The following is a 17138-nucleotide window of genomic DNA, read 5'->3' as shown; positions in this document are numbered from 1 at the left end:
ATTTTAAAAAAGCAGTATCATAATTATAAATTAAAATGATAAAAATAAATCAACTCAATAAAGAATTTGAAAGTCGGGTAAGATTAGGCATCATGTCTGTTCTTATGGTAAACGATTGGGTTGATTTCTCTGAAATGAAAAGTCTGCTTGAAATAACGGACGGTAACATGGCAAGCCACAGCAATGCCCTTGAAAAATCCGGCTACATTGAAGTGAAAAAAGAATTCGTCGGGAAGAAACCGAAGACTTCGTACCGTGTTACACAAAGCGGAAGAGAAGCTTTTACCGAGCATATTAATGCATTGGAAAAATTATTGGGGAAATAACAATAAATTTTTTTGAATTTAAGCTTTGAAAAACAAAGTACTTTTAATAATTAAAAATAAAAATCATGACTTTAGAAAAACAAAAAACAACAATTATTTTCGCTGTGCCTACTTTACTGATGGTCACCGCCTTTTTAGGAAATCTTTTTGTAGAAGGCTGGAACTGGTCGCCTTTCGATTTTGCAATTGCCGCAGTTTTACTGTTCGGGACCGCTTTCTTTATTAATCTTGTGATCAGATCAAAAAAGCCATTGCTTTCCAAATTAATCATCTGCTTCATCATTTTATTGCTGTTGGCATTGGTGTGGATCGAGCTGGCTGTAGGAATTTTCGGAACTCCGTTCGCGGGAAGTTAATTTGTTAAACCTGAATTACAGATGAACCGGAAAATCTTTTTGAAAAAACTTTTTCAGCTTTCTCTTGCCGGAGCCGTCCCTTTTCTTTATTCATGGCAGGTTGAACCATTTTGGCTGGAATTTGTAGAACGGAAACTTCCGATTAAAAATTTACCTAAAAATCTTGAAGGAAAAGTCCTGATGCAGATTTCCGATCTTCATGTTGGAACCCGCTTCGACTGGAATTTCATTATCGATTCTTTTCAGAAAGCTAAAAAATATAATCCGGATTTTGTGGTCTACACAGGAGATTTTGTAAACCATGGAGGAGCTGCAGAAACGGAAGACCTTAAAAAAGTAATGAAGCATGCTGTGCTGGGAAATCTCGCAACATTCGGGATACTGGGAAACCACGATTACGGAAAAGACTGGCAGGATCTTCAGTCGTCTGTCAACATCTGCAGTATTCTGGAAGGTTTCGGAATCATAATGCTAAATAATACGCAACAGGAAAGCAACGGCTTGAATTTCATCGGCTTTGAAGATCTGTGGTCGCCCAATTTTGCCCCTCAGAAAGTAATGAAAGATTATGATCCATCAAAGGCAAATATTATTCTCTGCCATAATCCCGATGCCTGTGATCAAAATATCTGGAATGGTTATCAGGGTTGGATTCTGAGCGGACATACACATGGCGGACAATGCAGGATTCCCGGAGTCATTACGCCTCTGCTTCCTGTGAAAAACAGAAAATATATTTCCGGAGAAATTGATCTTGAAGACGGAAGAATGCTTTACATCAACCGTGCTTTGGGACATTCTTTTCAGGTTCGCTTTATGGTGCGTCCGGAAATTACGGTTTTTACTTTAACACAAGGATAAATGATGAAACTGGGACTAAAAATTTTTGCATTGGGAATATTGGTGATCATAATTTTCACCATAGATTTTCCTTTAAGAGAGAAAACACTGTATGGTAAATATGTCAATACAAATTACGAAAATCCAATTTGCTGCGTTGAAGCTCCTCATGAACCGGATACTTTGATCTTATTCCGTGACGGACATTTTGAAAGTGAATTTTATGGGAAAGGACGTTTTGAGGTAAGTAACGGGCTTGCTTCCAGAATTATATTGCATTATATAAGTGATGGAGAACCAGCATTAGGTAATACTTATTTTTCGAATAAACTTTTTGAAAAACCAAAAATAATTCTGAACGCAGATATGAATCATGTCTATACTAAAATTGATTAATATTATAAAACAATGGATGAAAAAACGATAATAAAAATCGGAAAAACTCTGTTTTCGGCTTCATTTTTATCAGGAAATATTTGCTTATTTGGCTATATTTTTACCCAACACAAATTCTTTGTAAATGGTGGATTCCTGGTTCTTCAATGGGGATTTTTAATCAATCTTGCAGCAATATTTATTCTCATCACGTATGGCATTATTTATAACAGCAAACTTGATGCCTGTCTGAATTCTTCTGCAATTATGCTAATTAATGTTCCGATAGCCATTATCTATATTTTTATTGGAATTGAACTGGTTTCAACAAACTTTTTAAAATAAACTATGAAAAAAATACGCATACAATTTCTTCTGTTCGTTTACAACAAAACCCAGAAGCTCTACAGGAAATATTTTAAGAAAAAGAAAAGACAGTGGCAATTTACCGAAAAACAATTGCTGGAGTTTCAGGAAGATTCTTTGGGCAGAAAACTCGGTGAGTTTTATAAAAAGCACGGATTCACAATGATCCCTAAAATGGAAAACCACGATGTTCATCATCTCATTACAGGATGCGGAACCAATTTCGAGGATGAAATTGCCATGCAGTTCCTGTTGTTGGGAAACGGAAAACTGAATGCGCATCTCTTAGCAGCAATTGTTTTGGGAAGCATCATTTTACCGGAATATTATAAGATATATATCAAAGCCTACAAAAAAGGACAAAACATGCGGCCTTTTCACGAGTGGGATTTTGAAGAATTACTCTGGCAGAATTTTGAACACCTGAAGGATTTTATTCAGCAAAAAAACACAACTGTAATACACTAAAACTAACCTATGAAAACACATCACTATATATTTCTTACGACACTGCTTTTTGTCATTGTATTTTATGACCAGAATGTAGGCCTTAACCTCGGAATTATCGGAATTATTTATGCCGTGCTTACACTTTTCAGGACACCAAAAAGAAACAGGACTAAAACGTTTATTTTCCTTTTTATAGCAAGCATTCTTTCAGGCATTGCTTTCGCCTGGTACGGAGATTTTCCTTCGTTTTTAGCGGTGGCAGCTTCGCTTTTATTATTAGGGTACCGCTCAAGAAACCGAAGGATGAAGATGCTTTTGCTCATTCCTGTGTTTGTGACCAACTGCTTTACATCATTTTTCAGGATTTTAAATTTTGATGCATGGCTCCCGAAAAGAAATGTTTCCGGATTGTGGCAGAAAACGCTGGCTTTTGTAATAATTCCTTTAATCCTGATCTCTGTTTTCTTCGGAATTTACTCTGCCGGAAGCGATCATTTTGCCAGCCTGTTCACGAATATTGAGCTTGATCTAAATTTCTGGCAGCTTTTGGCAATGATTGTTTTAGGATTTTTCATCGCATTCAATTACTGGAATTTTGCGGTAGAACGGTTTATCTATAAAAGCAACCTATTACTGGATAACAATTTCGGAGAAAAAGATAAAATTCAGAAGGCGACCTATTCTTTCCTTGCTCTGGATGCCGAAAGGATGAGCGGTGTTATTTCCTTATTTGCATTGAATATTTTGCTGGTATTTTTTATCATTACCTACAATTATGAGCAGTTTTACGAATCGGTAAAAAGTCCGGTAAAGCTTTCCGAAGAAACACATGAACGGGTGAATGCCGTTATCATGTCGATTATTATGTCGATTGTGGTCATCATGTTTTACTTTAAATCAAGCTTCAATTTTGATCCGAAAGCCGCGCTTATGAAATTGTTGGCCAAAATCTGGATTTTCCTGAATGCTGTTCTCGTTATTTCTGCCATGATAAAAAATTCTGAATACATTATCAATTATGGGTTTACCTATAAAAGACTCGGCGTGTATGCATTTTTAATCTTAGCGCTGGTCGGATTAATTACTGCATTTATCAAAATTCAGAAACAAAAAAGAAATACTTTCCTTTTCAACACGATGGCCTGGTACATCTACGGCGTTATTCTCGTTTGCAGTTACATCAACTGGGGCGGAATCATTACTTCCGAAAATATGAAACGTAAAGATTTTGCTTTAAATTACCATAAAACTCAAATTAATTTCAGCGAAAAGCAATTGTTAAAATATGCGGAAGAAAAACATAATCATGCATTGAAATCTGAAATTTTAAATTTAGAAAGGGTGAAATTCCAGCAGAATGAAAAGGTTCTTTCTAAAGTTCTGTACTACCAGAATTTAAAATAGAGCCATCCCCGGTTAAACCTCACACGTTTCTAAAAACTGTGAGGTTTTTCATATTTTGAGATAATTTTAAAAATTAGATTTAGTTTAACATTAAATCAGCGTAATCTGTAAAATCAGCGGGAAAACTCATTATCAATAAAATTTACCAATGGAACAATTTTCGCATGAGATTACATTTTAAAAAGCCTAAAAGCTTATTATAATTCAAAAAAATAGTTATTATGAAAAAATTATTTTTGCTGATTCCTCTTGTTGTATTTTCATGTAAAAAAGAATCATCCGTTTCACAAACACAGAATACAGATTCATTGGCTGCCGTTCAGGAGTCTGTTGCAACTGAAAAAACAGATTCTGTAGCAGCATTAAGAATGAAAGATTCCATCATCAATAATGCCCCGAAAACAAAAGAAGTTCTGCGTACCGGTGTTATGAGAGATGTGAAGGACGGACAGATTATAAGAACTGTTGATGCGGTACAGTTTCCGCTTACGTTAGGAGAAGAATTCACCAAAGACGGACAGGGATTTATTCTTAAAATCATCAATTTCGATCAACCCAAAATCAACGCAAAAATTTCTACCAAAGAAAAAGATTTTAATATACGGTTCAACCAGATAAAGCTGCCGAATGGCGATTACGACGGGCCTTTCGGACGAGACCTTACGTACGACATCAAAGAAAAAGGTGAAGTCTGGCTCATCATCGGGAAAAGCAATATGGCTTCTGGAAACACAACAGGAAGCTTTACGGTGAGCTTGGAATGATTTAACAATTTGGTATAATTTCTGCTTCCAAAACCTTAAAATTTATCATTATGAAAAATATCATTTTGACAGCGGCAGCAGCTTCTATGGCTTTGGTAAGCTGCGGTACCGTGCAGTCGTTGGTTCAGAATACATTTCCTTATACAGCTAATGTTTTGGTTTCAACCGGCGTTCCTGCAGATAAAGAAGTTTCTTCCACCGCTACGGCCTCCAATGTGCAAACGTGGTTTGGCGGAAACAATAACGCTAAAATTAAAGACGTACGAATTTCAGATGCTAAAGTTTCTGTTGTTACGCCTTCCGGAGGAAATTTAAGCGCTTTTAAAACCATTAAAGTTTATATTTCGTCCAGCGGTACCGGGGAAAGACTGGTTGCTTCAAGAACAAATATTTCAACTGACGCTTCTAGCCTTACGCTGGATCTTGAAAATTCAGGCTTTTTGGATGAAGTCGTAAAAAGCACAGGAGTAACGGTAAGAACAGTATATGAGCTGAAAAATCAGACAAGTTCAGATATGAATCTCAGGATAGCCCTTAACTTCAGCAGTATTCCTGCGAATTAGTTTTTTTATAAAAGTTATTTGAAAAAAACGTCTTTCAGTGATGAAAGACGTTTTTATATTGATATGTATAAAGACTTTTTAAATCTACAAGCTCCACATCAAAAATAAGTGTTGCTCCCGGAGGAATTACACCACCAGCTCCGTTGTCTCCGTAAGCAAGATCAGAAGGAATATAAAATCTGTATTTTGCACCTTTCGACATTAGCTGGATACCTTCCGTCCATCCTTTAATTACTCCCGAAAGGTTCAGTTCGATAGGCTGTCCGCCGTTTTTATCCGTAGAATCGAATACGGTTCCGTCCATTAGTTTTCCGGTGTAGGCAACATTCGCTGTACTTGTAGCTGTTGGTTTCGTTTTTCCGTCGCCTTCTTTCAGAACTTCATACTGCAAGCCGCTTGCCGTGATTTTAATATTCTTGTTCAGCTTGTTTTTAGCTAAAAAATCGGCGCCTTTCTTTTTGTTTTCCTCTGCTTTTATTTTTGCTTCAGCCTGTTTTTTTTCATTCTGCTTCTGCATGAAACTTTGCATGAAAGTAGCCATTTCTTCTTTAGGAAATAAGCTCGCCTTGTCTCCGAAAGCATCTTTGAACCCCTGAGCCAATAACTCAGGATCTGCCGGAAATCCTTGTTTTTTCATGTTTTCGGCAATGTCTTGCCCGATGTAATAAGAAGCTTTTTGCTCATCGGTGTAAGATTTCTGGGCGAATGCAATTTGTGTTCCTGCTAAAAGAACTAACGTAAATAATGTTTTTTTCATTGATTGAATATATTTTTCTGCGAATTTAAGATTTTAAAATGGAATCCATCACAATTGTAACGGGTCCGTCGTTAATTAACGAAACTTTCATATCGGCACCGAAGATTCCGCTATCGGTTTTCAGTCCGGATTTTGAAATTTCCTGCTTAAAATAATCAAACAGCGGAATCGCTTTATCAGGCTTAGCCGCTTTAATGAAAGACGGGCGATTTCCCTTTTTATAATCGGCTATCAGGGTGAACTGACTGATACACAAAATTTCTCCTTTAATATCCTGAACTGAAAGATTGAGCTTTCCCTCCCCATCCCCGAAAATCCTTAAATTAAGAATCTTCTGAACGAGCCAGTCGGCATCGGCTTCCGTATCATTTTCATCAATGCCGACAAGAAGCATAAGTCCTTTCCCGATCTCTCCTACAATATTTCCGTCCACTTTTACATGGGATTCTGATACTCTTTGAATGACGATTTTCATTAATACGTAACATTTAAAATTTTCCCCGAAGGATCATAATTGTAAAGATAGGTTTTAGGCTGTACATTGGCGACGGCAGTAGGCTGGCCTGTTAATAAAATCCATTGCGCATTGTCTTTCGGACAAACGATTCTGATATTATCCTGAACTTCAAGGGTTGTATTGCTGTCAGGACAGATGTGCGGAGCATTACGGTCATATACTTTAAAGGTTGTATCAGAAGCTCTTACCACGATAAGCCCTCTTGTTCCGGATTGTTGTTCGTTGATATATACCCATCCGCCAACCTGGTTAAGCGGGTAATAGGCAGGAAGATTAAGATTAAGCGTAACGTTGATGGGATTATTAGGGAAGCAACTTACGGTATCTTCCGTGCTGCCGCATGATTTTATGGCTAAATTACTGAAAATCAATAATGTGATTAAAGATAATATTGAAAAAGTTTTTTTCATTTCAATTTAAATTTTTATATATTTGTACAAATTAAACGATTACAACTCGAAAACATTGTCCGGCAAATGTCGGATTATTTTTTTATACTAAAACTAAATTTTCAAAATTATGGCAAGCTATGTTACAAAGGAGGGATTAGACAAAATGAAAGCTGAGCTGGAACAGTTGGAAACTGTGGAAAGACCAAAAATCACCCAACAGATTGCAGAAGCAAGAGATAAGGGAGATTTATCTGAAAACGCAGAATATGATGCCGCAAAAGAAGCCCAGGGAATGCTTGAAATGAGAATTTCCAAGCTGAAAGATGCTATTGCTACTTCAAAGATCATAGACGAAAGTCAGCTGGATACTTCAAAAGTTTCTATTCTTACTACCATAAGATTAATGAATAATGCCACTAAAAAAGAACAGGTATTTACTTTAGTTCCTGACAATGAAAGTGATCTTAAAGCAGGGAAAATTTCTGTGAATACCCCGATTGCAAAAGGCCTTTTAGGGAAAGCTGTTGGCGAAACGGCAGATATTACACTTCCTAATGGAAATAAGCTTTCTTTTGAAGTATTAGAAATTACCCTTTAATTCGGTTAAGAAAAATCAATCTTAAACACTAAAAAATGAGTACAATATTCACAAGGATTATCAATGGCGAAATTCCCTCATACAAAATAGCTGAGGATGATAATTTTATTGCTTTTCTGGATGCAATGCCGTTGGTGAAGGGACATACTTTAGTGGTTCCCAAAAAAGAAACAGATCTGATTTTTGATCTGGAAAGTGAAGAATATAAAAACCTTTGGGGGTTTACTCAGGAAATTGCCAAAAAAATAAAAACGGCAATACCATGTGTGCGGGTTGGAGTAGCTGTGGTAGGGCTTGAAGTTCCCCATGCACATATCCATTTGATTCCCCTTAACAGCGTGGAAGATATGAATTTCAAAAATGAAAGGCTTAAATTGTCAGCGGAAGAGTATACTGAAATTCAGAACTCTATTATCAATTCCTAAAAAGCAATAAACTCGTAATTTTACGGGTTTATTTAATGTATACTTATATTTAATATATAATAATGAATTCAAACCAGTGTTCTTTCTGCGGAAGAAAGAGAAATGAAGTGCAGATGCTGATTTCCGGTCAAAATGGTTTTATTTGTGAAAACTGTATTGAGCAGGCACATGCTATTGTAAAGGACAGCTCGGCAAAAACAGGGTTTTCCCCTGCTGAAAATATAGAAGAATTAAAAAAACCGAAAGAAATCAAAGAATTTCTGGATCAGTATGTGATTGGGCAGGATCAGGCAAAGAAACAACTGTCGATTGCCGTTTACAATCATTATAAAAGATTGCTTCATGCTCAGGACGAAAACCGTGAAGTTGAGCTTGAAAAATCCAACATCATCATGATTGGTGAAACCGGAACCGGAAAAACGCTACTGGCTAAAACCATTGCGAGAGAACTGAATGTTCCTTTCTGCATCGTAGACGCTACCATCTTAACGGAAGCCGGATATGTGGGAGAAGATGTTGAAAGTATTCTTTCCAGATTACTTATGGTTGCAGATTATGATGTGGAGAAAGCAGAGCGGGGAATCGTTTTTATTGATGAAATTGATAAAATTGCAAGAAAGTCCGATAACCCGAGTATTACAAGAGATGTTTCGGGAGAAGGTGTTCAGCAGGGATTGCTTAAGCTTTTGGAAGGGAGCATTGTAAATGTTCCGCCACAGGGAGGAAGAAAACATCCTGACCAGAAATACATCCAGGTAAATACACAAAATATTTTATTTATCGCTGGGGGTGCTTTTGACGGTATAAAGGAAATTATTGAGCGCAGAATGAACAAGCAGGCTATTGGTTTCAGTGCGGAAAAGCTCAACAATACCAATGAAGACGAATATATTTTAACAAACATCAATGCTATTGATCTCAGATCTTTCGGATTAATTCCTGAGCTTCTCGGAAGATTCCCTATCATTACCTATCTTGATAAACTTACAAAGGAAACCATGATAAGGATTATGAAAGAACCTAAAAATTCAATCGTTAACCAGTTTATAGAACTTTTCAAAATGGACGGTACCAATCTTGTCTTCACAGACGGTGCTATTGAAAAGATTGTAGAAGAAACTATTGAGAAAGGTTTAGGGGCAAGAGGACTAAGAGGAACTACCGAAAAAGTCCTTGAAGACTATATGTTTTCCATTGGGGAAGAAAAAGAAATAATACTTACGGAAGATTACATTTTTGTTAAAAATTAAAATATTTTTGTTTTTTATTAAAAAAAACATAACTTTGCAGTTGTATTAACACACAAATAACTACATACAGTGAGAAAAAATTTATTTGCTATTGGTCTATTAGCAGCTATATATTCTGTTCAGGCGCAGAATATTCTAGTACACATAGATGATGCTGCTACTACATACGTGAGTGAAAATGCTCTGTTGTACTCCGGAGGAGGATTTCAGACTAGAGGCTCTGGTATAGCTGATGTTCATGGGAACGTAATGGTTGAAGCAGCATCTACGGATGCGTTCAGAACAATCACTACCGGAGGATCTCCTAAAACCGACGGCGGAAATTTCGTACTACGACTTAATGATCCTACTAATTTTGCAGCTTCCACATACGGGCAGTTGTATATCAACGGAATTTTATCATCAAACCTTACAGGTATCGTAAGTAAAGAATTCCGCACAGTTAGACATGGAAACAGTAACAGTTATTTTCAGCAAATTGCTATGCCGTTTTCCGGTAAGGCTTTAACGAGTTTGTCATCTGAAATGTTAAAAACATTTAACACCAGCAGATATGACAACCCGATTTTGAAACATGATAATACCAATGCTGTATCGGTACATTATACAAACTTGGCATCCACGACAAGCGACCCTACAGGATATTATATGCTGAAATCTAAAAATAATGACCTTGATACCAGCACACCACCTGTTTCGCTTCCCACTATTGCGCCCACTCTTACAGGATCTGTATTTACAATTCATGGACAACCTTATCCCGAACTTTCTGCTCCGCTAACATTGCAAAACGGGGGGAATGTAAGTTTCGGTACCAACGGAACGAATAAAAACATGTACAATGAAAAGTATAACAGTTATCTTGCTGATTCTTTTGAGGGTACTGCAACTCCGTGGTCCGGAACATTTGGGAAGAACTTTTATCAGTTTGGTAACCCATTTCTTACCAATATAGACTTATCCAGAATAGGATACGTTGAAAACGGGAGCATCACAGATGGAAATAACGTTTCTAATATCTGGGGAATTGAGTATGACCCAGGTACAATTGTAACGCTTTCCTCCGGTTCTACCTATTCTACGGGGTTTCTTGTGCAAACCTTTCATCCTACGGGAATTCCGGTAGGAGATATTGGGCTTATCATTAAGCCAATGCAGACTTTCAAAATGAAACTCAGGGATAATTCATTACAAACACTCAACTTTAATACATTAAGAAGATTTAGCGGAAGTGTAAGAGCTGCATCAACCGATTATAGTGTAGTGGCAGCAAAAACAAATTCCAGCGGAACTGTGAAGCAGCTTGGTATTATCGGTCTCGACGCTAATGGAAAAGAAATAGCACGAACATATTATGTAGTATCTTCGTCATCCATTACAGGACATCAATCATCAATAGCAACAACAGTTCAGGCTTCTGCCGGTAAAAATATGATCGGCACCTTTGAAGAAGCTATCAATGGTGGATACGATAATAATTACCTGAATTACTGGTTATACATTAATGAGGCAAATGAAAACAATTTCAAAGGCAAAAATGTAAAACTTGTTAATTATTACACGAATAATGTAAAATTTTATAAGTTTGAGATTAAGGAAAATGCTGAGCCGATAGCAAATGGTGCCCACGCACTGTCTTCGGGTATCGGTTTTTACTACAAGACACCAAACGGAAATGTTGAACAGGCAAAACAAGGCGATGTTATTCCGGTAACAGGTTCTGAATATGATCTGTATTATGGTGAACCTACTAATATTGTTTTAGCAGCAAATGAAACGGCAACATCTCCAAAAACACTGGTAATCTATGATCCTGCAATAGCAAATTATTTTGTAAGATTTGATCCCAACTGGAAAAAAGCGAATATCGAAGTTTATGATATGAGTGGAAAATTAGTTATCTCTAAAAAAGACGTAGACACATCACGTGATTTTGTTATCGAATTAGATGATAAGATAAAAAATTCATACATCGTGAAAGTGGTGTCTGAAAAAGGAGAGATTGTTAACACAAAAATATTAAAATAGAAAATATGAAAACTATAAATAAACTGGTCTTAGCTTTTTTACTTTTACCTGTATTCCTAGTGAATGCGCAACCCCCCAGTCCTGACTCGGGTAATGGATCCAACGGAACTGGTGCCCCTGCTTCACCGGTTGATATGTATCTGTTTTTGCTGGCTGTTATTGCAATTATATTGATATTATTTTTCAGCAAAAAATATACGCCTAAGGATGTATAATTTTTATTAAAATACTATTAAACTCTCTGATTAGTCGGAGAGTTTTTTTATTTTTACCCTATGAAAAAGATTTTTATATTATCGGCTTTTATAACTGCATTTTCATTGCAGGCTCAGTTTACGATAACCATTCAGGCTCCTGCCGATTTCAAAGATCAGGATGCTGTTTTGTATACATTAAACGGTTCTAAAGATATCATTGTTTCAAAAGAAAAAGGCAAAAATAATTTGTGGAACTTCAAATATCCCAAAAACTATATGGGAATGATGAAGGTGTATTTTCCGGATTCAAACAATACATTTAGTTTTATATCTGAAAATAAAAATGTAAATATAAAGCTTGAAACACAAACCAATAAAATTAAGGATGTCATTTATCTTGATGAGGCAAATAAACTTATGAGCAATCTGCAGGAAGGTTCTCAAAAAAAAGAACTGATACTTCCGGCGCTATCACAGATTAAAGAATATTACAAGGAGAATACGGATTTCGGAAAAGCACTTAAAGCTGAAATAAACAGACTTAGCGGTGGTTCCGAAGGTATAGATCCTGCTCAGCATCCATTTATTTATTACTATAATACCAATTACAGCAAATTTCTTTCTAATGATGCTTCTAAAAATGTAAGTCAGGATGATATTATTAATTTTATTGATAAATCGAATGATATGCTTGAAACATCGTCTTTATTGAGGCCGGTTTTAGTCTCATATCTTAACACGGGAGGAAATACCAATGTAAGTACATCCGTAGATAAGCTCCTTGACAGGTTAAAAGTAGAAACGCCCAGAGGACAGACTGTTCTTTCGGAATTAATTGACATTTTTGATGTATATGACATGCAGGATTTTAAAGACAAATATCTTGGGCTGGCTAAAAATCTTAAATGTACAATTACAGACCGATTGGCAACTACTTTAAAATCTAATGCGAATGTTGAAATAGGAGCTGTTTTTCCTAATTACACTTTTCATGCACCGGCTAACACAAATGCCAAAACGCTTCATGATATAAAAGCGGATAAGAAAATAGTGATATTCTGGTCATCGACATGTTCGCACTGTGAAAACGAGCTGCCGCAATTATTAGCGAAATACAATGATTTAAAAGCAGGAAATATTCAGATTGTTGGTTTGTCCCTGGATACTGATAAAGATTCTTACGCTAAAAAAATCGGTGCATTCCCATGGGTAAATGATTCAGAATTGAGAGGATGGAACAGCAGTTATTCAGACACCTATAATGTTCATGCTACGCCTACATATTTTATTTTAGATGCTAACAATAAGATAATCAATAAGCCAGATCATGTGGGTGATGTTTTGGAATATTTTAAGCTAAAATAATTTTGGTTAGTAGTAAATATTTTCTATATTTGCACCACCAAAACGGCGAGGTAGCTCAGTTGGTTAGAGCGCAGGATTCATAACCCTGAGGTCACGGGTTCAATTCCCGTCTTCGCTACGATAAAAGTCTGTAAGAATACTTGCAGACTTTTTTATTTTTATTATTATATTTTTAATAGGAATCAGTTAAAATTTGTGGATCAGGTTCAACGCTTTTTAAATCTTCTATAATTGATTCATTCTAATAATACACAAACCCATTGTGGATTAAATAATACGAACTTTTAGTTATTGATATTTCGATTGAAATATTCTTTGCTGATTGTACGACCGTTAAAGCTGTTATTTTAATTAATAACCTAGTTTTAACTCTTCTGTTAAATTTTACATTCTGCTTGTGTAATATTCATATCAATATTTTACCCAGTAATAAAAGTATTTAATAATTGAAATTCAGAAGATTTATATAGAAAGCTTTATAAATAAAACAAAGCAGTTTCTCATAAAATTATAAGGGTAACGTTCGGCTTTTATTATTCTGTACTTTTTCAAATTTTACGATTGATAGCCCAGCAATTTTCTCATTTGATAGAAGAATCTTTCAATCAAACGCAGATCCTGTGTAACAATTTCGGCATTCCCTTTCAGTTCTTTGTCGAATGTAAGCGTTTTATTGTAGGACGTTTTCAGGCCTTTTGGGAGAGCCACATCCACGTAGTAATTGCCATCTTTATCTGGTGATAGAGAGATGTTCTGCACTTTTCCCTCTACAATGCCGTATTCCTGGTATCGGTAATTATCGAGTTTAATGAGCACTTTTTCCCCGGCAACAATTTTGCCTGAATTGGCGGCTGGAACCGACATCCGTCCCACCAGTTTTTCTCTGTTGTCCGGGAGGATTGATAAAATGGCATCTCCTGCTTTTACAAACTGGTTTTCCCCGAAAAACTGCTGGAAGCTGGCCTCACCATCGGTATTAGATATAATCAGGTAATTTTGTTCCCATTGTTTGAGTGATTTCCTGAGCTGCTCGAAAAGCTGTAACGTTTGCGAGGAATAGGTAATTTTATCTTTTTCGGTATTAATTACCGTTCCGCTTTTTGTTTTATTAACATTGGAAATTCCTTCTTCGATCTGGGATAAAGAGATGTTGATATTTTCTAAATTCTGCTGTGCCTGAAGAAATTTTATCTTTTCATTTTCCAATTCTACGGCAGCAATTACCCCTTGGTTAAACAATTCCTGCGAACGCTGATAATTTTTCCTGGTGATTTCATATTTCGCCTGTTCAAGGCTTTTCTGTTGTTTCAGGGTCGCAATTCTTACCCTGTATTCCGAAAGACTCTGGTTAGCGGCAATATTTTCAGGAGCGTAGGGCTGAAGTCTTGTAAATAAAGCCTCATCCTGAAATGCCTTTGCAAAACTATTGTAATCTCCCTGCAGTTCCCCAAGCTTAAGATGCGAGGTTTCACTGATCGGAAATTGAGACAGCTGATCCGGAGTAATAGAATCTACCAGTTTTTTCAGCTGGAGTACATCTTTATAATTGGCTGTTGACTGCATCACCATCAATACTTCGTTTTTTTTAACATGCTGATGATCTTTAATGAAGATTTTTTCGATTTTTGAATTGCTGCGTGCTTCGAGTTTCTCGGGCGGATTTTGTGAGGTCACTACAATTGTAGCCGGAATAAATTCAGGATAACGTATAATGTAGCTCATGATGAGGATCATTACCAGGATTAAAAAAATAATGGTATTTCCCCAACGGATCATCCAATGAGGAGGTTGAGTAAGAATATCCTGAACGCTTTCTGAGCGTAACTCTATATTGTCTAAAATATCTTTATTCGTTTCCAAAATATATTGTATTGTAAAACTTTGTCAAAGATTCTGAACCTTGATAAAGTACATTAATTTCCCAATTCAAGCTGGTTTTTTACCAACCGGTAATATTCACCTTTTAACGCCACAAGTTCGGTGTGGGTTCCTTCTTCCACCACTTTTCCTTTGTCTAAAACAATAATTTTATCGGCATGCTTTACCGTAGACAGCCTGTGGGCAATTACCACGGCAGTTTTACCCTTAAAAAACTGTTCAAGATTTTCCATAATTACTTTTTCATTATTGGCGTCGAGAGCAGAAGTGGCTTCATCAAAGAAAATATATTCCGGAGATTTGTACACGGCTCTTGCAATAAATAATCTTTGTTTTTGTCCGCCGCTTACGCCCAGTCCTTCATTTCCGATCTTGGTATTGTAGCTTAAAGGCAGCTCTTCTATAAAGTCTTTGATATGAGCTATTTCTACTGCTTTTCGGAGTTTTTTCTTATCCGGGTAATCTTCGCCCACTGCAATATTATTGGCAATGGTATCGTTAAAAATATAGCCTTCCTGCATCACCACCCCGCAATGATCTCTCCAGAACCGGGGAGAAATGTTCTTAAGCTTGGTGTTGCCCAGCCTTATTTCGCCTTGATTCGGTTCATAAAACTTCATCAAAAGCTTCAGCAGGGTTGTTTTCCCGCTTCCGCTGGCTCCCACAATAGCGGTGGTTTTTTGGTAGGGAATGTTTAAATTTAAATTCTCAAAAACATGCGCCTCTGAACCGATATAGCGGAATGACAAATTCTCAATTTCGATGTCTTTTTGTGGAAGGTCGTGGGTGTATTGTTCGTCTGCGTTTTCCTCATCATCTTTATCATGAATTTCGCCCAGCCTTTCGAGAGAAATTTTGGCATCCTGAGATTGTTTGATAAAATCGATAAGCTGCAGCAACGGGCTGTTGAGCTGCCCGATGATATATTGTACGGAAAGCATCATCCCTAACGTTAAGTTTCCGCTTAACACTAATTTGGCAGATAGGAAGCTTACCAGAATATCTTTCATCTGGTTGATGAAATTCCCGCCCACGGACTGCCATTGCTCCAGGGATAATGATTTGATCCGGATTTTAAAAAGTTTTACCTGGAGAAATTCCCAGTCCCACCGTTTTTGTTTTTCGGCGTTATGCATTTTAATTTCCTGCATGCCGTTGATAAGTTCAATCACCTTGCTCTGTTCTTCCGAAACCTGGGAAAATCTTTTGTAATCGAGTTCTTTTCTTCTTTTCAGGAAAAAACTGATCCACCCGATATACGCTGCAGCTCCCACCAGATAAACAACAAACAGCCTGTAATCATAAAATAAAAGGACAATGCTGAATATAATAAGGTTGACGAGTGAAAATAAGGTATTTAAAGAAGAGCTTGTTAACAGCTGCTCAATCCTGTGATGGTCATTGATTCTTTGCATGATATCTCCCGTCATCCGTGTGTCAAAAAAGCTGATGGGGAGTTTCATGAGTTTAATAAAAAAATCGGAGATGATGGAAATGTTGATTCTTGCGGAAAGATGGAGCAAAATCCAGCTTCGGATCACCTCAATTCCCATTCTGCCAATAAAAAGCATGATCTGGGCTAAAAGTACGAGGTAAATGAAATTCAGATCCTGATTCTGAATGCCGACGTCTACGATGCTCTGGGTAAGGAAAGGGAAAATCAGGGACAATAAGCTTCCCGCCAGAAGGCCTATCGCCAGCTGGATAACAAGAGATTTGTATTTTAAAAGATATTTTGAAAGAAAAGAAAAGCTGGCTTTGCTTTCCTGATCATCAAATTCAGTTTGAAAAAATGCAGGGGTTGTTTCAAGGATTAAAACAATTCCTTCTTCGGTGCTTTCAGTAGCGTTTTCTCCGATCCAAAGCTTGATAAATTCTTCTTTGCTGTAGGTAATGAGCCCGTAGCTGGGATCTGATATGTAGACTTTATTTTTTTTGTCGATTTTATAAACAACCACAAAATGGTTTTTGTTCCAGTGTACAATGCATGGGAGAGGAACTTCTTCGACCAGGGTTTTGAAATCGATCTGCACACCCAGTGAGCGGAATCCCAGGTCTTCGGCAGCATCACTCAATCCCAGAAGGCTGCTTCCTTCGCGGGTGGTTTCCGAGAGGTTACGGATCTGCTGCAGGGAAATGGTTTTGCCATAATATTTGCTGACAATACGAAGGCACGTAGGACCGCAGTCTTTGGAATCGGGCTGGCGGTAGAATGGAAAGGATTTCAATGATTTATTTTTTGTGTTTAGGTTTCCCCGGTTCTGTTTTTATTTTTCCCAATTTAATA

General features: G+C 36.9%; 20 protein-coding genes and 1 tRNA gene. 16 read left to right on the top strand and 5 right to left on the bottom strand.

All coding sequences use genetic code 11. The features are described 5' to 3' along the window. The first annotated feature begins 35 nt into the window (after positions 1 to 35). The 9 genes from SOP96_RS19135 (at position 36) to SOP96_RS19095 (ending at position 5444) form a co-directional block, all read left to right on the top strand. Complete coding sequence (locus SOP96_RS19135) at positions 36 to 326, top strand: winged helix-turn-helix domain-containing protein (RefSeq protein WP_326322476.1); 291 nt, start codon at positions 36 to 38, stop codon at positions 324 to 326. Positions 327 to 391: 65 nt separating this feature from the next. Beyond that, positions 392 to 682: a hypothetical protein gene (locus SOP96_RS19130; RefSeq protein WP_326322475.1), complete on the top strand. Its 291-nt coding sequence runs from the start codon at positions 392 to 394 to the stop codon at positions 680 to 682. 21 nt (positions 683 to 703) lie between these two features. Beyond that, positions 704 to 1543 (top strand): metallophosphoesterase, encoded by an 840-nt coding sequence (locus SOP96_RS19125; RefSeq protein WP_326322474.1) that lies wholly within the window; start codon positions 704 to 706, stop codon positions 1541 to 1543. Next, entirely contained in the window at positions 1544 to 1918 is a 375-nt protein-coding gene (locus SOP96_RS19120; protein WP_326322473.1) for a hypothetical protein, read from the top strand. Between the two features lie 12 nt (positions 1919 to 1930). Beyond that, positions 1931 to 2242, top strand: coding sequence for a hypothetical protein (locus SOP96_RS19115; protein ID WP_326322472.1), 312 nt, complete (start codon positions 1931 to 1933; stop codon positions 2240 to 2242). Positions 2243 to 2245: 3 nt separating this feature from the next. Then, positions 2246 to 2731 (top strand): Coq4 family protein, encoded by a 486-nt coding sequence (locus SOP96_RS19110; RefSeq protein WP_326322471.1) that lies wholly within the window; start codon positions 2246 to 2248, stop codon positions 2729 to 2731. A 9-nt stretch (positions 2732 to 2740) separates the two neighbouring features. Next, positions 2741 to 4117, top strand: a complete 1377-nt coding sequence (locus SOP96_RS19105) for a DUF4153 domain-containing protein (RefSeq protein WP_326322470.1) — start codon at positions 2741 to 2743, stop codon at positions 4115 to 4117. 221 nt (positions 4118 to 4338) lie between these two features. Then, complete coding sequence (locus SOP96_RS19100; protein ID WP_326322469.1) at positions 4339 to 4881, top strand: hypothetical protein; 543 nt, start codon at positions 4339 to 4341, stop codon at positions 4879 to 4881. A 50-nt stretch (positions 4882 to 4931) separates the two neighbouring features. After that, entirely contained in the window at positions 4932 to 5444 is a 513-nt protein-coding gene (locus SOP96_RS19095) for a hypothetical protein (RefSeq protein ID WP_326322468.1), read from the top strand. A gap of 34 nt (positions 5445 to 5478) precedes the next feature. Here SOP96_RS19095 and SOP96_RS19090 read toward each other — a convergent pair whose 3' ends face one another. The 3 genes from SOP96_RS19090 to SOP96_RS19080 are packed head-to-tail and all read right to left on the bottom strand — an operon-like array spanning position 5479 to position 7128. Then, positions 5479 to 6201 (bottom strand): FKBP-type peptidyl-prolyl cis-trans isomerase, encoded by a 723-nt coding sequence (locus SOP96_RS19090; protein ID WP_326322467.1) that lies wholly within the window; start codon positions 6199 to 6201, stop codon positions 5479 to 5481. Between the two features lie 25 nt (positions 6202 to 6226). Further along, positions 6227 to 6676 carry a D-aminoacyl-tRNA deacylase gene (dtd, locus tag SOP96_RS19085; RefSeq protein WP_326322466.1) on the bottom strand — a complete coding sequence of 150 codons (450 nt, stop codon included), beginning with the start codon at positions 6674 to 6676 and terminating at the stop codon, positions 6227 to 6229. Further along, positions 6676 to 7128 (bottom strand): hypothetical protein, encoded by a 453-nt coding sequence (locus tag SOP96_RS19080; RefSeq protein WP_326322465.1) that lies wholly within the window; start codon positions 7126 to 7128, stop codon positions 6676 to 6678. The genes dtd and SOP96_RS19080 overlap by 1 nt, the downstream gene beginning before the upstream one ends. A gap of 109 nt (positions 7129 to 7237) precedes the next feature. On the opposite strand from SOP96_RS19080, the gene greA reads away from it, so the two are divergent. The 7 genes from greA to SOP96_RS19045 all read left to right on the top strand — a co-directional run bounded on the left by greA (position 7238) and on the right by SOP96_RS19045 (position 13091). Beyond that, positions 7238 to 7708, top strand: coding sequence for a transcription elongation factor GreA (gene greA, locus SOP96_RS19075; protein WP_326322464.1), 471 nt, complete (start codon positions 7238 to 7240; stop codon positions 7706 to 7708). Between the two features lie 35 nt (positions 7709 to 7743). Beyond that, positions 7744 to 8133, top strand: coding sequence for an HIT family protein (locus SOP96_RS19070; RefSeq protein WP_326322463.1), 390 nt, complete (start codon positions 7744 to 7746; stop codon positions 8131 to 8133). A 62-nt stretch (positions 8134 to 8195) separates the two neighbouring features. Further along, entirely contained in the window at positions 8196 to 9383 is a 1188-nt protein-coding gene (gene clpX / locus SOP96_RS19065) for an ATP-dependent Clp protease ATP-binding subunit ClpX (RefSeq protein ID WP_326322462.1), read from the top strand. 69 nt (positions 9384 to 9452) lie between these two features. Beyond that, complete coding sequence (locus SOP96_RS19060) at positions 9453 to 11411, top strand: T9SS type A sorting domain-containing protein (RefSeq protein WP_326322461.1); 1959 nt, start codon at positions 9453 to 9455, stop codon at positions 11409 to 11411. 5 nt (positions 11412 to 11416) lie between these two features. After that, positions 11417 to 11626, top strand: a complete 210-nt coding sequence (locus SOP96_RS19055; RefSeq protein WP_326322460.1) for an Asp23/Gls24 family envelope stress response protein — start codon at positions 11417 to 11419, stop codon at positions 11624 to 11626. 60 nt (positions 11627 to 11686) lie between these two features. Beyond that, positions 11687 to 12973: a TlpA family protein disulfide reductase gene (locus tag SOP96_RS19050; protein WP_326322459.1), complete on the top strand. Its 1287-nt coding sequence runs from the start codon at positions 11687 to 11689 to the stop codon at positions 12971 to 12973. A 44-nt stretch (positions 12974 to 13017) separates the two neighbouring features. Then, positions 13018 to 13091: transfer RNA gene (locus SOP96_RS19045), tRNA-Met, on the top strand. 437 nt (positions 13092 to 13528) lie between these two features. Here SOP96_RS19045 and SOP96_RS19040 read toward each other — a convergent pair. Together SOP96_RS19040 and SOP96_RS19035 are read right to left on the bottom strand one after the other, a co-directional pair. Then, entirely contained in the window at positions 13529 to 14833 is a 1305-nt protein-coding gene (locus tag SOP96_RS19040; protein WP_326322458.1) for an HlyD family secretion protein, read from the bottom strand. A 53-nt stretch (positions 14834 to 14886) separates the two neighbouring features. After that, complete coding sequence (locus SOP96_RS19035) at positions 14887 to 17079, bottom strand: peptidase domain-containing ABC transporter (protein ID WP_326322457.1); 2193 nt, start codon at positions 17077 to 17079, stop codon at positions 14887 to 14889. Positions 17080 to 17138 lie beyond the last annotated feature (59 nt).

This window comes from Chryseobacterium salviniae, from assembly GCF_035819015.1.
Classification (GTDB): Bacteria; Bacteroidota; Bacteroidia; order Flavobacteriales; family Weeksellaceae; genus Chryseobacterium; species Chryseobacterium salviniae.
The sequence above is the reverse complement of the archived record's forward strand: the minus strand, read 5'-3'. Positions and strand labels throughout refer to the sequence as shown.

What these genes read in the sequence shown, in the direction of transcription:
- SOP96_RS19135 (WP_326322476.1), top strand. Translation starts at nt 36, where the DNA reads ATGATAAAAATAAATCAACTCAATAAAGAATTTGAAAGTCGGGTAAGA.
- SOP96_RS19130 (WP_326322475.1), top strand. Translation starts at nt 392, where the DNA reads ATGACTTTAGAAAAACAAAAAACAACAATTATTTTCGCTGTGCCTACT.
- SOP96_RS19125 (WP_326322474.1), top strand. Translation starts at nt 704, where the DNA reads ATGAACCGGAAAATCTTTTTGAAAAAACTTTTTCAGCTTTCTCTTGCC.
- SOP96_RS19120 (WP_326322473.1), top strand. Translation starts at nt 1,544, where the DNA reads ATGATGAAACTGGGACTAAAAATTTTTGCATTGGGAATATTGGTGATC.
- SOP96_RS19115 (WP_326322472.1), top strand. Translation starts at nt 1,931, where the DNA reads ATGGATGAAAAAACGATAATAAAAATCGGAAAAACTCTGTTTTCGGCT.
- SOP96_RS19110 (WP_326322471.1), top strand. Translation starts at nt 2,246, where the DNA reads ATGAAAAAAATACGCATACAATTTCTTCTGTTCGTTTACAACAAAACC.
- SOP96_RS19105 (WP_326322470.1), top strand. Translation starts at nt 2,741, where the DNA reads ATGAAAACACATCACTATATATTTCTTACGACACTGCTTTTTGTCATT.
- SOP96_RS19100 (WP_326322469.1), top strand. Translation starts at nt 4,339, where the DNA reads ATGAAAAAATTATTTTTGCTGATTCCTCTTGTTGTATTTTCATGTAAA.
- SOP96_RS19095 (WP_326322468.1), top strand. Translation starts at nt 4,932, where the DNA reads ATGAAAAATATCATTTTGACAGCGGCAGCAGCTTCTATGGCTTTGGTA.
- SOP96_RS19090 (WP_326322467.1), bottom strand. Translation starts at nt 6,201, where the DNA reads ATGAAAAAAACATTATTTACGTTAGTTCTTTTAGCAGGAACACAAATT.
- dtd (WP_326322466.1), bottom strand. Translation starts at nt 6,676, where the DNA reads ATGAAAATCGTCATTCAAAGAGTATCAGAATCCCATGTAAAAGTGGAC.
- SOP96_RS19080 (WP_326322465.1), bottom strand. Translation starts at nt 7,128, where the DNA reads ATGAAAAAAACTTTTTCAATATTATCTTTAATCACATTATTGATTTTC.
- greA (WP_326322464.1), top strand. Translation starts at nt 7,238, where the DNA reads ATGGCAAGCTATGTTACAAAGGAGGGATTAGACAAAATGAAAGCTGAG.
- SOP96_RS19070 (WP_326322463.1), top strand. Translation starts at nt 7,744, where the DNA reads ATGAGTACAATATTCACAAGGATTATCAATGGCGAAATTCCCTCATAC.
- clpX (WP_326322462.1), top strand. Translation starts at nt 8,196, where the DNA reads ATGAATTCAAACCAGTGTTCTTTCTGCGGAAGAAAGAGAAATGAAGTG.
- SOP96_RS19055 (WP_326322460.1), top strand. Translation starts at nt 11,417, where the DNA reads ATGAAAACTATAAATAAACTGGTCTTAGCTTTTTTACTTTTACCTGTA.
- SOP96_RS19050 (WP_326322459.1), top strand. Translation starts at nt 11,687, where the DNA reads ATGAAAAAGATTTTTATATTATCGGCTTTTATAACTGCATTTTCATTG.